The sequence below is a fragment of the Actinomadura alba genome (assembly GCF_014323705.1).
GTDB classification, from domain to species: Bacteria; Actinomycetota; Actinomycetes; order Streptosporangiales; family Streptosporangiaceae; genus Actinomadura_C; species Actinomadura_C alba.
Genome location: NZ_JABVEC010000015.1, coordinates 164,612 through 178,160, shown reverse-complemented (window position 1 = coordinate 178,160; position 13,549 = coordinate 164,612). Strand labels below are relative to the sequence as shown.

13 protein-coding genes are annotated in these 13,549 nt (G+C 69.6%); 10 read left to right on the top strand and 3 right to left on the bottom strand.

The window, feature by feature from the left end:
• Positions 1 to 42 precede the first annotated feature (42 nt).
• The 5 genes from HKK74_RS20830 to HKK74_RS20810 all read left to right on the top strand — a co-directional run bounded on the left by HKK74_RS20830 (position 43) and on the right by HKK74_RS20810 (position 4,304).
• Entirely contained in the window at positions 43 to 771 is a 729-nt protein-coding gene (locus HKK74_RS20830; protein ID WP_222722533.1) for an ABC transporter permease, read from the top strand.
• Positions 772 to 969: 198 nt separating this feature from the next.
• Positions 970 to 1,497 (top strand): ATP-binding protein, encoded by a 528-nt coding sequence (locus HKK74_RS20825; RefSeq protein ID WP_187244924.1) that lies wholly within the window; start codon positions 970 to 972, stop codon positions 1,495 to 1,497.
• Positions 1,494 to 2,354 carry an SAM-dependent methyltransferase gene (locus tag HKK74_RS20820; RefSeq protein ID WP_187244923.1) on the top strand — a complete coding sequence of 287 codons (861 nt, stop codon included), beginning with the start codon at positions 1,494 to 1,496 and terminating at the stop codon, positions 2,352 to 2,354. The genes HKK74_RS20825 and HKK74_RS20820 overlap by 4 nt, the downstream gene beginning before the upstream one ends.
• A gap of 114 nt (positions 2,355 to 2,468) precedes the next feature.
• Entirely contained in the window at positions 2,469 to 3,515 is a 1,047-nt protein-coding gene (locus tag HKK74_RS20815) for a hypothetical protein (protein ID WP_187244922.1), read from the top strand.
• Positions 3,516 to 3,518: 3 nt separating this feature from the next.
• Complete coding sequence (locus HKK74_RS20810) at positions 3,519 to 4,304, top strand: class I SAM-dependent methyltransferase (RefSeq protein WP_187244921.1); 786 nt, start codon at positions 3,519 to 3,521, stop codon at positions 4,302 to 4,304.
• Positions 4,305 to 4,354: 50 nt separating this feature from the next.
• Here the strand turns inward: HKK74_RS20810 and HKK74_RS20805 are convergent, their stop codons facing one another.
• Together HKK74_RS20805 and HKK74_RS20800 are read right to left on the bottom strand one after the other, a co-directional pair.
• A complete protein-coding gene (locus HKK74_RS20805) occupies positions 4,355 to 5,413 on the bottom strand; it encodes an aminoglycoside phosphotransferase family protein (RefSeq protein ID WP_187244920.1) in 1,059 nt (352 codons plus the stop codon).
• Positions 5,414 to 5,513: 100 nt separating this feature from the next.
• Positions 5,514 to 6,932: an alpha/beta hydrolase family protein gene (locus HKK74_RS20800; protein ID WP_222722532.1), complete on the bottom strand. Its 1,419-nt coding sequence runs from the start codon at positions 6,930 to 6,932 to the stop codon at positions 5,514 to 5,516.
• Between the two features lie 79 nt (positions 6,933 to 7,011).
• Between HKK74_RS20800 and HKK74_RS20795 the strand changes: the two genes are divergently transcribed.
• A complete protein-coding gene (locus HKK74_RS20795; RefSeq protein ID WP_187244919.1) occupies positions 7,012 to 7,578 on the top strand; it encodes a winged helix-turn-helix domain-containing protein in 567 nt (188 codons plus the stop codon).
• Positions 7,579 to 7,629: 51 nt separating this feature from the next.
• On the opposite strand, the gene HKK74_RS20790 is transcribed toward HKK74_RS20795, so the two are convergent.
• Positions 7,630 to 8,415 (bottom strand): IclR family transcriptional regulator, encoded by a 786-nt coding sequence (locus tag HKK74_RS20790; protein ID WP_187244918.1) that lies wholly within the window; start codon positions 8,413 to 8,415, stop codon positions 7,630 to 7,632.
• 126 nt (positions 8,416 to 8,541) lie between these two features.
• Here HKK74_RS20790 and HKK74_RS20785 point away from each other — a divergent pair, with 126 nt between their 5' ends.
• From HKK74_RS20785 to HKK74_RS20770, 4 genes are all read left to right on the top strand, one after another.
• Entirely contained in the window at positions 8,542 to 9,963 is a 1,422-nt protein-coding gene (locus HKK74_RS20785; protein WP_246491818.1) for an aldehyde dehydrogenase family protein, read from the top strand.
• The gene (locus HKK74_RS20780) at positions 9,960 to 11,444 is read left to right on the top strand and encodes a sugar ABC transporter ATP-binding protein (RefSeq protein ID WP_187244917.1); all 1,485 of its coding nucleotides are present in this window, start codon (positions 9,960 to 9,962) and stop codon (positions 11,442 to 11,444) included. Before HKK74_RS20785 ends, HKK74_RS20780 begins: the two co-directional genes overlap by 4 nt.
• A complete protein-coding gene (locus HKK74_RS20775) occupies positions 11,441 to 12,460 on the top strand; it encodes an ABC transporter permease (RefSeq protein WP_222722530.1) in 1,020 nt (339 codons plus the stop codon). The genes HKK74_RS20780 and HKK74_RS20775 overlap by 4 nt, the downstream gene beginning before the upstream one ends.
• A gap of 83 nt (positions 12,461 to 12,543) precedes the next feature.
• Positions 12,544 to 13,515, top strand: a complete 972-nt coding sequence (locus HKK74_RS20770) for a substrate-binding domain-containing protein (RefSeq protein ID WP_187244916.1) — start codon at positions 12,544 to 12,546, stop codon at positions 13,513 to 13,515.
• Positions 13,516 to 13,549: the final 34 nt, after the last annotated feature.

Here is a 13,549-nt window from a genome sequence, read left to right as displayed (position 1 = left end):
TCCGCTCCCCACCGGCCCTCGTGGCGGCTGTTCCCGGGCCGCGTGGCCGCGCTCTGCGTCGTCGAACTGCAGAAGATACGGCACGACCGGACAGAGCTGTACACCCGAGCGATCCAGCCGGCGCTGTGGCTGCTCATCTTCGGAGAGACGTTCTCGCGCATCCAGGCCATCCCGACCGGCCAGGTTCCCTACCTCGACTACCTGGCACCGGGGATCCTCGCCCAGTCCGCCCTCTTCATCGCGATCTTCTATGGCATCCAGATCATCTGGGAGCGCGACGCCGGCGTGCTCGTCACGCCGACGCCGCGAACGGCCCTGGTCACCGGCAAGGCGTTCGCGGCGGGCGTGCGGGCGCTCGCGCAGGCCGTGGCCATCCTCGTGCTGTCGATACTGCTCGGCGTGACGCTGACGCTCAACCCTCTGCGCTGGCTCGGAGTCGTCGTCATCGTGATGCTCGGCACCGCGTTCTTCGCCTGTCTGTCCATGACCATCGCCGGCCTCGCCATGTCCCGCGACCGGCTGATGGGCATCGGCCAGGCCATCACGATGCCACTGTTCTTCGGGTCGAACGCGCTCTACCCCGTCGCCCTCATGCCGGATTGGCTGCGGGTCGTCAGCCATGTCAATCCGCTGAGCTACGAGGTCGACGCCCTGCGCCACCTGCTCATCGGCATCCCCGGGAACCTTCCCCTCGATTTCGCCGTGCTCGTCCTCGCGACCGCGGCCGGGATCATCACCGCGTCGTCCGTACTGGGCCGGCTCGTCCGCTGATCCCCGGCTCGGGGCCCGGTCCGGCACCGCCCGCCGCCGGAACCGACTTCCCGCAGCGTGCCGCAGGCCCGTTGCGCGCATGCAAGCGACGGTGACCGCGACCCGTCCGATACGTAAGTGTGTTCTGTTGTGCGAGAAGACCAGTCCCCACGACGAAATCTGGGTGGTGGCCCGACGGGGAGGCGCGAAGCCGTCGCGATGGACGCACGGGACGCGTGGCCGGATCTGCCCGCGTTCTCCTCGGGATCACCGTTCGAGTTCCTCTCAAGGTACGGCAGGACGGCCGGCTGGAGTGACGCCGTGGCATCCGGAGGTTTCCTCGGAGAGATCGTTCTCGCCGCCACACCGGCCGCCGTGCGGCCGGCCCGCTCCTACGTCCGCGAGCTCGTCGGCGAGTACTTCGCCACCGACCGGTCCAGGCTCGGCGATCTCGAGCTGCTGACCAGCGAGGCCATGACGAACTCCCTGATGCACGCGAAGCCTCGCCGCGACGGAACGCTCATGCTCTCCGCCCTGCACATCGACCGCCTCGTGCGGGTCGGGGTCACCGACGGCGGCAGCAGGCACGAGGAGCCGCGGGCGGCCGACGACCCGCACGCCGTCAACGGGTGGGGACTGCACCTGATCGAAGCGCTCGCCACCGGCTACGGGACGCATCGCAACCTCGACGGGACCGCGACCTTCTGGTTCGGGGCGGTCATCAGCGAACGGTGGAAGGCGCCATGACCTCGGGGACCGTACTGAGCATGGGCCGGTCGGCCGCGCCGAGCCGAGCCGTGCGCAGGTCTCTCCGAGCGACGGGGAACCCGGCCGGCGGCATCGACTCCACCACCCCCAGTGCCGCCAGGATGTACGACCACTACCTCGGTGGCAAGGACAACTACGCCGTGGACCGGGCCCTCGCCGAACGGGCACTGCGGAGGGCCCCGATCATCTCCCGGCTCGTCCGGGTCAACCGGGCCTTTCTCGGCGACTCCGTCCGGCTCCTCGCCCAGCAGGCCGGCATCCGGCAGTTCCTGGACATCGGATGCGGTCTTCCGACGCACGACAACGTGGACGACATCGTCCGGCGGGTCGACCCGGCCTGCCGGGTGGCGTATGTCGACAACGATCCGATGGTGTTCAGTCACGCGCGGGCCCTGCTGGCCGTCAGTGGCGACACCAAGGCCTTCGCGGCCGATCTGCGTGAGCCCGGCGAGATCCTCGGCCATCCGGAACTCACCCAACTGATCGACTTCAGTGAGCCCGTCGCGGTGCTCCTGCTGAGCGTCCTGCACTTCATCAGCGATGCCGAGAACCCGCGCCGGATCATCGACGACCTGCTGAGCGGCCTGCCCCCGGGCAGCCACGTTGTCATCAGCCATGCCGAGCGAACGCCGGATCTCGAAGCGGTCTCCGCGCTCTACCAGGAGGCCGACGTTCCCTTCACACCCAGAAGCCGGCAGGAGATAGCCGGCCTTTCCCACGGCCTGGAGTTGTTCCCGCCCTACCCGGTGAACCTTCCGCTTTCGCGCTTCGGCCACCAGTTGAGAATCCGCGGCACGGTGCCCCTCATCGGGTGCATCGGGCGGAAGCCCGCATAACAGAGCGTCACATACGTGAGAACCTGCCTAGGATGGATCGCGCCTTTCGGCCGTGCCGCACCCGGCCGCCCGATAGGATCTCAGGGTCAGCGAGTGCCACCACTAAGGCAAGTCATGACAGCGGACAGTGAGCCGAAGTCTCTTTCCGAAATCGCCAGTGCCATCGGGCTGAACATGTCCGATGTGGCGATGTTCTCCGGGCTCGACGAGAGCACGGTATTCCGGCTGTGGGATAACACGGGCTGGCTCGACCGCATCAGTGGCCGGTCACTGCAGAGCCTCATGTCATCGGTTCCCGGAATCGCCGAATACTCCATGGCGCACTCCATCCTGAAGCGGCGCGACGCGCTCGTCGCGGACCTCCAGGCCGAAGGGCTGAGCGTCGATCTGCGGGCACTGGAGAGTTCGACCGTCGCCCGCCAGCATCTCCTGAACGCCCTCGAGGCCGCGCTGCACATCGTACGGGGCGGCGCCGGCCAGAAGGTCTCGTCCTACCTCGCGCGCTTCTGGGGACGAGAGCAGGATCGCGCGCTCGAGACGCTCTATTCCACTGAGCAGGGCCATGGACTGCTGAACGACCCGCACAAACTCTTCGAGGCCTCGATCGAACTGGCCCCCCGACTGAGCCGCAAGACCTATTCGTTCCACTCGATCCTGGCCCTCAACATTCTCACCCATCAGGTCAGCAAGGTGACCGGCATACCCGATGCGGGACTCACGTTCCCGGCCGACGGGCGGCAGACCGCCTTCATGATACGCGGTGGTGTGATGGGGTCGCTGATCAGCTCGAACAACCTGAACCTCGCGGAGAGATATCAACGTGAATTAAACCGGACTCCGCTGTACGCGACGCTCGAAGAATGGTCGTTTCCCACGTACACCCGAGACGGCCGGATAAGCTCCGACTTCACGTTGCCCAGCTCATTGCTGTTGCACAATACGGCAAGAGAGGTTCTGCGGGAGATATCGAGCTACAACGAAGCGTACCTGTACTACCTGGTGGCGGTTTATATTCCCTTGGCACTGCAGCGCGATCCTACGTTCGGATCGATGACCGCGGAGCTGGTGACGGCGCTCGAACGGCGGGGCGCCGACTGCCAGGACAAGAGACTTCGAAAAATGTGCAGCAAATTGGTGAAACAGCTCAAGGGCATGGCCTGATACATGCTGGAGAATGGGGGGAAGATGGACGACACCGTCCGGGCGGTCGCGAATCCAACGCACGCGAGATGGGAGGCCAATGCCGAATACTGGGTAAAGATCATCCGGGAGGGCCGGGATCGCTACCGCACCGAACTCACCGATCGGGCCGTCCTCGACGCGATCGGCCCATGCGAGGGGCTGAGGATCCTCGACGCGGGTTGCGGTGAGGGCTACCTCGCCCGGAGACTCGCGTCCCTGGGTGCCGACGTCGTGGGCATCGACGCCTCCGAAGGTCTGATAGACGCGGCCCAGAGCGTGCCCGCGGGCCATAGCGGGTCGGTCTCGTTCACGTGCGCGAGCGTCGAGGCGATGCCCGCCGCGGACGAGGTCTTCGACCTCGTGGTGTGCAACCACCTGCTCAGCCACCTGCAGGACCCGGCGCACGCGATCCACGAGTTCGGCCGGGTTCTGAGGCCCGGAGGCCGGCTGGTCATGCTCACCCTGCACCCGTGCTTCTACACCGAGAACTCGGAACACGGGGCGATGACCAGCGTGCCGGCGTCGAAGTACTTCGCCGCCCGTGGCATTGACCAGCATTTCCTCGTCGACGGGCTCGAGTCACCGTCAATGATCACTTCCTGGCTCCGGCCGCTGGAGTACTACTCGGCGACGCTGCGCGACGCCGGCTTCGTCATAACGGACCTGCGAGAGCCGCACCCAACGGCGGAACAGCTCCGGAGCGACCCCTGGTGGCGCGAGAGCTTCCCGGCCGCGCTCTTCATTCTCATGATCGCGGAGCGGCGATGACGCCACCGACGTGGCCGGAGCGCCGGCCCGGCCGGTGACCGAACGCCCCGTCAGTGTCGGGGGCGGGTGCTCTGCGTGGGCAGCGGGCGCAGTGCCGACCATCGCTCCATCACGCGTACGGCCAGGGCCGCGCTGAGCCCGCCGAGCGCGTTCAGCCGCTCGTGGTCGCGGGTCAGGCCGGCCACCACGCGAAGACGGTGGACGAGGCGTTCCCTGGCGGAGACGTCGCCCCAGTGGAAATCCTCCACCGGCACCCGGGCGAGATGGTCGGCGGACTCGCGGTGGGCGCGTTCGACGAGTGCGTCGCCACGGATGAGCCAGCCGGCGCAGGCGTCGGCGAGGTCGCCGGGAACATCCGTGCCCGTGCTGTCGCGCCAGGTGGCGCGGTAGACCTCCTCGGCCTCCGCGAGCGGCGGACCCGTGACCGACATCGCGCACCAGCAGGTCGGGAAGCCGATACGCAGGTAGGCGAGTTCGACCAGGCCGTTGCCCAGCGACGCCTGCTCGAAGTCGACGAACCGCACGCCGGTGGCGGTGTGCAGGTCGTTGCCCGGGCAGGGGTCTCCGTGCAGCAGCGCATGGTGGCCCGCCGGGTCGAGCCGGTCGAGCAGCCCAGCGAGTTCGTCCGGCACGCTGGACGGGACCTGGACGTCGAGCACCCTGGCGAAGGCCAGGAACGACTCGGCGTCGGCGGCCGTCGGCCGGGACCACGCGGGGAGCGCGCCCTTGTCGGCCGGCCCGGTCAGCGCGTGCAACCGGGCGAGTGACTCGGCGTAACCGAGCAGCCAGTCGCCGTGCGCGCCGCGATCGTCAAGGTGCTCCAGGACCATCACGCGTGAGGCCGGATCCGTCGCGAGCAGTGCGGGCGCGACGGCCGGCCGGGCCGCACGCGACGCGAGCCGCAGGGCGGCGACCTCGCGCGCGTAACGCGCATCCGCGTCGGGCCCGGTTCCGCCTCCGTCGGCGACCTGCTTGACGATCGCCCGGGCGCCACCGCGCAACCCGACCCTCCACACCCGCGAACGCGGGCTGCTCTCCAGGAGCACTGCCTCCGTGGGCGAGCCCACACGGGAACGCAACTCATCGCTGATCGGCACCTGGGACGGCATGACGATCAGCCTAGGCGCGAGATCCCGGTCACTGAGACCGGCCGGTGGTCCATCACCACCGGCCGGTCCGGCAGGCCGCCCTCGCACGGTGCGGTATCGGTCAGGGCAGCAGCAGCCCCCAGTAGAAGGCCCAGGGGAGGAACACCGCTCCCCCGGAGAGCAGCAGTCCCAGCCGGACACGTTCGCCGCGCGGAACCCTCGCGGCGGTGCGGCGCCACGCCACGGCGGTCGCGATGCCGGCGGCGATGGCGGCCACGGCGAGCCCCTGCAGCGCGAGCCACGGCAGGGGCCGGCCGGCGAATACGGGCCCGGGGTCCGGGGAGCGTCCCGCTGCCATCAGATAGAAGAGGTAGAAGAACACACCGATCACGGCGGCCAGTCCCCCTCCGGCCAGCAGCCGGGCCCACCGGCTCACCGGGCGCGTCCTCCGCCCGCGCAGCCGCCGCACCAGAGCCACCAGCGGATACGCGGTGAACGCCACGACGAACAGCACGAACGCCGCGAGCTGCGTCCAGGCCGACTCCCACCACGCCGACGGCGGCGCCTCGATGCTCGGGTCGTCCTGCTGCGGCGGCGTCGGGGCGTCGGCGTTCGGAAGACGGCCGCTCGTCACGTCACGGACCCACGAGCCGACCAGCTCGGCGTACCCGGGCGCCAGCGCCGGGCCTCGGGTGACGCCCCCATCGGGACTTTCGTGCGCCCCGTGGTCGGCGCCGGCGAAGAAGCGGAACGTGTAGTGGGTGTTGCCGCCCCGCCGCAGAGCCCGCGCGAAGAGCGGAGGATTGTCCTCGGGCGGCGTCTGCAGGTCACGGGCACCCCATACGCCGAGCAGCGGCTGCCGTACCCGCGCCAGAACGCCCTCGGCGTCGAAGTACGCCTCGGCGAACAGTCCCGCGTCACCGCCCAGCCGGGTGAAGTTGCGCTTCCCATGGTCGATCACCGAGCCCGACACGCCCTCCCGGCGGAGCGAGGAGGTCTCGTTCCAGAGTTGCTGCCGGATCGGCGTCATCGCGTTGCCGCCCACCACGATGACGAACGCCACCTCGGTGGACCGGGAGGCCGCGAGCGGTGCGACCCAGCCGCCCTCGCTGAGCCCCCAGACGCCCACCTTCGCCGGGTCGACGCCGGGCCGGGCGCGCAGCGCACGGACGGCCCCGAGCGCGTCGTCGGCGAGTTCGGAATATGAGCGGCGGAAATTGCTGTACCCCACGGACCTCTTGTCGTAGATCAGGGTCGCGACGCCCTGCCGCGCGAACTCCGTGGCCTCGGTGAGCAGGTGGTCACGCGGCACCCCGGCGCCGGAGCCGGTGACCAGCACGACGCCCGGCCGGGGCGTCCCCGCCTTCGCCGGCGCCAGGACAGTGCCGTGCAGGGTCAGCCCGCCGAATCCCGGGAAGCTCACGTCGGTGGAGGTCAGGCCGGCCGGTGCCGGGATCGCCGGGCCCGCGGACGCCCCGGCGGGCGCCATGCCCAAGGCCCCGAAGAGGAGTGCCGACACGACGGTGATTGCTGTCTTCATGGCGCAGACGGTAGACCACAGAGAAACCTCTGCAAAGAGTTCTCTGCAAAGATCCTTCTGTAGTACTAGACTGCTCGTCATGAAGGACGATGCCGAGCCGGTCATCCTGGACGATCCGGGACGCCTCAAAGCCCTGAGTCATCCCCTGCGCCGGCGGATCCTGCACCGGCTCCGCGCGCACGGCCCCGCCACGTCCACGACCATCGGCGAAGTGCTCGGCGCCAACACCGGCACGACCAGTTACCACCTGCGGCAGCTCGAGAAGTACGGCTTCATCGAGGAGATCGCCGAACGGTCCGCCGGCCGCGAGCGCTGGTGGCGCAGCGCTCAGGGCCCCCGCGACCTGCGCACGCCCCCCGCCGAGGCACTGAGCCCCGAGGACCGGCCCCTCCTCGCCGAGCTGCTACGGCTGGGGCATGCCGAGGACATGGAACTGCTCGGCAGGCTGCCCGAGTCGTACGCGCGGGACCGCGCCTGGGCGATGCTCTCGCGCGGATTCACCCACATGACCGAGGAGGGGCTGGCCGAATTCTTCGAGGCCTACATCCGCCTCCTGCGGCAACACGGCCACAGCCGCGAGGACGCACCCCCCGGCGCCCGCCCCGTCAACATCCGCCTCTTCACCCTGCCCGCCGACGAGGACTGAGGGGCCCACCGGAGCCACGCCGGCGCCCTCGGGACGCCGGGCCGGCCCGGCTCAGCCCAGGAGGGCACCGACCTCCTGGGCCGCCGCGAGCAGGCCGGGGGCGAACGACACCAGCTGGTCACGCGACACCAGGAAGGTCACCGTCGAGATGCTCACGCCGCCGACCACGGACCCGCCGCGGTCGAAGACGGGCGCCCCGATGCAGCGGATGGTGGTCTCGTTCTCCTCGTCGTCGATCGCGTAGCCCTGCGCCCGGACCATGGCCAGTTCTTCGACGAGCCGCGCCGCATCGGTGATGGTGTTGGCGTTGCGGGCGGGCAGCCCGGTGGCGGCCACGACCGCCTTCACCTCTTCCTCCGACAGTTGGGACAGCACGCTCTTCCCGATGGCCGTGCAGTGCAGGGGAAGCCGCATGCCCACCCGTGACGCCATCCGGAAGGGCTGGTCCGCCTCCACTTTGTGCACATAGACTGCGTGATTTCCGCTGCGCAGCGCCATATGTACGGTATGTCCGACTTCGGCGGCCAGGCCGGCCAGCACATCCCCGATTCCGGTGGTGCCGACCGCCTTGACCTCTTCGGCGAGCGCCAGCATGCGCGGACCGACCCGATACGTCCCATCACCCTCGTTCGCGATGAAGCCGAGCTCGCCGAGCGCGGCGAGGATGCGGTGCACGCTCGCCTTGGGCACCCCCGCGTCCGTGGCGATGTCGCCGAGGCGCCGCGGACCGTCGCCTCCGACCGCGGCTTCCAGCACGTTGAGGGCCTTGCTCACCGCGTTCCCCGCCTTGGAGGAACGTCCGGCACGCTGGTCGCTTTCACCCGTAATTTCACCCATTGACAGTCGGATCCTTCGCATCTAGTGTGCGAGCACATTCTATCAGGCGAGATACCATTCCGCATACTGGAACGCAGTAGGCGGACCTGCGGTCCGAAGCGACAAAGGAGTCGGACATTGGGGAATATGCTGGTCGACGGGCAATCGGCGCCCGTCGTGAAGAGCATGCCGATCCACAATCCCGGCAGCGGAACACTGCTCGGCGAGATGCCGGTCGCCACCGAGGACCAGGCCCGGCAGGCGGTCGAGACCGCGCAGCGGGGGCGGCGCGAGATGGCGGCGATCCCCGCCCACGAGCGGGCCAGATTGCTGAACGCGGTCGCCGACGAGATCGAGCGGCGCAGCGATGAGCTGACCCGGTTGCTGGCCGCCGAGAACGGCAAGCCGATCCGGCAGACCCGCGAAGAGGTCGCCGCGGCGATCCGGATCTTCCGCGGCTTCGCCGGTGAGGCGACCCGGGTGCTCGGGCGGCAGATCCCACTCGACGCGGTACCGGGTCTCGAGTCGCATCTGGCCTTCACGATCCGTGAGCCACTGGGCGTCATCGCGGCGATCGTACCGTTCAACTATCCGGTCGAGCTCTACGCGCACAAGGCCGCGGCGGCGCTGGCGGCGGGCAACGCGGTGATCGTGAAGCCACCGGAGAAGTGCCCCCTCACGCTGATGGCGATCGGCGGGATCGTCGAGGGCGTGGGCGTTCCCGCCGCGGCGCACCAGGTCGTCACCGGCGGCCCTGACCTCGCCCGGTTCCTGGCCGCCACCCCCGGCGTGCAGATGATCAGCCTGACCGGCAGTACGGCGGCGGGCAAGGCCATCGCGGAGCTCGCGGCCGGGACTCTCAAGCGGACCCACTTGGAGCTCGGCGGAAACGACGCCCTGATCGTGTGCGCCGACGCCGATCTGGAGCGCGCGGCCGAGGCCGTGGTGCTCGGCCGGCTGGCCCGGGGCAACGGGCAGATCTGCTGCGCGGTCAAGCGGGTCTATGTAGAGGACGCGGTGTACGACACCTTCGCCGAGGCCCTGGAGGCCCAGGCCCGCGCGCTGGTCGTCGGCGACCAGCTGGAGGAGCCGACCGATGTGGGCCCTCTGATCACCGAGTCGGCCGCCGTGGCGGTCGCCGGCGCGGTGGAGGACGCGGTCGGCGCCGGCGCCCGCGTCGTGGTCGGGGGGCCGCGCGAGGGGGCTTTCGTGCCGCCGACCGTTCTCCTCGATGTCGCGCCACGCGCGAAGGCGGTGGACGAGGAGATCTTCGGTCCGGTGGCGCCGCTGCTGCGGGTCGGCGACCCGCTGGAGGCGGTCGAACTGGCCAACGAGTCTCCGTACGGCCTGCAGGCCGCGATCTTCACCAAGGACGTGTCGCGGGCGTTCTCGGTCGCGCGCCGGCTGGAGGTCGGCGGTGTCGTGATCAACGGCTCGACCGCGTTGCGCGCCGAGAACCTGCCCTTCGGCGGAGTGAAACTCACCGGCGGCGCGCGCGAAGGCCTGCATGACACGCTCCTGGACATGACCGAGCAGAAGACCATCATCGTGATGGACGGTATGGCGTGACGCTCGAACTGCGAGGAGTGCACAAGGGATACGCCGGCGTGGAGGTCCTGCATGGCGTGGACCTCACCATCCGGGGCGGCGAGGTGCTCGCCATCGCGGGCGCCAACGGCGCCGGTAAGTCGACCCTCATCAAGGTGCTGGCCGGAGCCGAGCCACTGGACCGCGGAGAGATCATTCTCGACGGCGAGCCCCTGACGCTGAACAGCCCCCAGGACGCGCACGCCCAGCGGTTCCGCACGGTCTACCAGGAGCTCAGCCTGGTGCCGCAGATGACGGTCACCGAGAACGTGCTGCTCGGCGCGCTGCCCACCTCACGAGGCCTGCTGAACTGGCCGGCCGCGCACGCCCGGGTACGGGCGCTGCTGGAGGAGATCGGCTTCGGTGACATCGACCCGCGGGCCCGCGCCGGGCGGCTGTCGGTGGCCCGGCAGCAGATGGTGGAGATCGCCAAGGCGCTCGCCGGGGAGCCGCGGCTGCTCGTCCTCGACGAGCCGTCCGCGGTGCTGGCCGGAGCCGACCTGGATCGGCTGTTCGACCTGATCAGGGCTCTGCGCGAGCGCGGTGTGGCCGTGGTCTACGTCTCGCACCGGCTGGCCGAGGTCATGGAGATCGCTGACCGGATCACCGTCATCAAGGACGGCCGGGTCGTCGAGACCATGACGCCGGCCGAGACCAGTGAGGACCAGATCGTCGCGCTGATGGCCGGACGGCGGCTCGAACAGGTCTATCCCGACCGCGAGCCCTCGGACGGGCGGCCGCTGCTCGACGTCCGGGGGTTGTGCCGCGAGGGCGCGTTCGAGGACATCTCCTTCTCCGTCGCCGCGGGCGAGATCGTCGGCATGTTCGGGCTGGTCGGCAGCGGCCGCAGCGAGGTCGCGCACTGCCTGTTCGGCGCCGAACGGCCCACCTCCGGCTCCGTCGAGATCGACGGGGCGGCGGTGCGGTTCCGCACCCCGGCCGACGCGATCGCCGCCGGGGTGGCGCTCGTGACCGAGGACCGCAAGCACACCGGCCTGGTGCTCGGGATGGACGTCGCCGACAACGCGACGTTCGCGACGCTGCCGAGAATGAGCCGCCGGGGCCTGCTCGACACCCGCCGCAGGGACGCCGCCGTCCGGGAGATGGTCGAGCGGCTGGACATCCGGCCGCCGAGACCCGGCATGCCGGTGGTCAACCTCAGCGGCGGCAACCAGCAGAAGGTCGTCCTGGCCAAGTGGCTGCTGACCGAGCCGCGCCTGCTCATCCTCGACGAGCCGACGCGCGGCGTGGACATGGCCACGCGGGTCGACATCTACCGCATGATCGACACGCTCACCCAGGCCGGGCTCGGCGTTCTTCTCATCTCATCGGATCTGACCGAGGTCCTCGGCGCCACCGACCGCGTGCTGGTCATGCGCGAGGGCCGCCTGGTGGCGCAGGTGCGGTCGGCCGACACGACCGAGGACGAGGTCCTCGCACACTCTGTGGGGGTGGCCGCGTGACCGACCAGAGCCCAGCGAAGACGGCCGAGCCGGCCGCGGCGCCGCCCGGCGGGCCGCGCGAGACGCCGACGTGGGCCGACCGCCTGCCCTACCTGCCGCACGTGCCGCTGGTCAACCTGGCCTTCGTGGGGCTGGCGCTGGCCGTCGTCGTGATCTCCGGGCTCACCAACGACGCGTTCCTGACCGAGGGCAACCTGACCAACCTGCTCCGGCAGATGGTCACCACGGGCCTGCTCAGCCTCGGCATGCTCATGGTGATCCTCACCGGCGGGATCGACCTGTCGGTGGGCTCGGTCGTGGCGCTGACCGGCATCGTCTCGGCCGGGCTGGTCGAGGGCCTCCCGGTGCCGCTGGCCATCGCGGCCGCGGTCGTGCTCGGCGCCGCGTGCGGGGCGATCAACGGCGTGCTGGTCGCGCGGTTCGCACTGGCGCCCTTCGTCGTCACGCTCGCCGCGATGACGACCTTCCGCGGGCTGACCTACGTCTACTCCCGCACGCCGATCAGCCCGACCACGCCAGACTTCCTGACGCTCGGCGCGGAGAACATCGGCCCGGTGCCGATGGCGGCGATCATCACGGTGGTCATGTTCGCCCTCGGCTGGGTGCTGATCAACCGTACGTCGGCGGGGCGGTCGCTGCTGGGCATCGGCGGCAACAGAGAGGCCATCCGGCTCGCCGGCGTCAAGGTCCAGCGGCACCTGGTGCTCGCGTACATGCTGTGCGGCCTGTGCGCCGGCCTGGCCGGGGTGATCCTCGCGTCCCGCGTGGGCATCGCCCAGCCCAGCGTCGGCCAGGGATTCGAACTGGACGCGATCGCGGCCTGCGTGATCGGCGGGGCCGCTCTCTCCGGAGGCAAGGGAACCGTCGGCGGCACTCTCGGCGGCGTCGTCCTGCTCGGCCTCATCGACAACCTCCTGAGCCTCTACGACGTGCAGAGCTACTGGCAGCAGGTGCTGAAGGGAGTGATCATCGCGGTCGCCATCCTGGCCCGGCGCCGTGAGCAGCAGCGCACGTAGACCCCGTCCCGCCCTCTCCCGCCGCTCCCCCACTGCGGCCCACTCACTTCCAGGACCCCACCCCCCTTTCAAAGGAAGGCACCATGAAGAAACTCGTCTGCGGCGCGGTCGCGGGTGTGCTTGCGCTGTCACTCGCGGCGTGCGGCGGCTCCGACGACTCGGCCGGCGGTTCCACCGCCAAGAAGGAACTGAAGATCGGCGTCGCCAACTTCAGCCTCGGGGCGCCGTACTTCATCGCGATGTCCAAGGCGATCGAGGCCGAGGCCAAGACGTACTCCAACGTCAAGCTGATCCAGACCGACGCCCAGGGCGACGCCAGCAAGCTGACCTCCGACATCGACGACCTGCTCACCCAGAGCGTCGACGGCGTCATCATCTCCGGCGGCCCGCTGAACGCGGCTCCGGCGGCCATGAACGCGATCACGCAGAAGGACGTGCCGTCGATCCTGGTGGACCGCAAGTTCAGCGGTGGCCAGTACACCAGCTGGATCGGCCCGAACAACACCCAGATCGGCCAGGGTGACGGCAAGTACATCGTGGACCGGCTGAAGGGCAACGGAACCCTCGCCGTCATCAAGGGCGGCCCGGCCGACAACACGATCGGTCTGGACCGGACGAACGGCCTGCTGGGAGCGGTGAAGCAGTCGCCGGGCATCAAGGTGGTCGAATCTCCGGACTTCGGCGGCTGGAGCTCCGACGGCGGGCTCAAGGTGATGGAGAACCTGCTCGCCAAGAACAGCAAGATCGACGCCGTCTTCTGCGAGAACGACTCCATGTGCCTCGGCGCCCAGAAGGCCATCGCCGACGCCGACCGCACCGACGAGATGTTCCTCGTCGGCGCCGACGGCCAGAAGGAGGCGCTCAAGGCCATCAAGGACGGCTCGAACTACGGCGCCACCGCGGTGAACAACGCCGACACGATCGGCCGGACCGGGCTCAACCGGATGATGGCGGTGCTGGGCGGCGCGCAACCGACCAAGGACACACCGCTCGACGCACCGCTGGTCACCAAGGACAACGTCGACCAGTTCCACGACCCGAACAGCCTCTTCTGAGCCGGTCGTGCCGATATCGGGGAGTGAGGAAGTC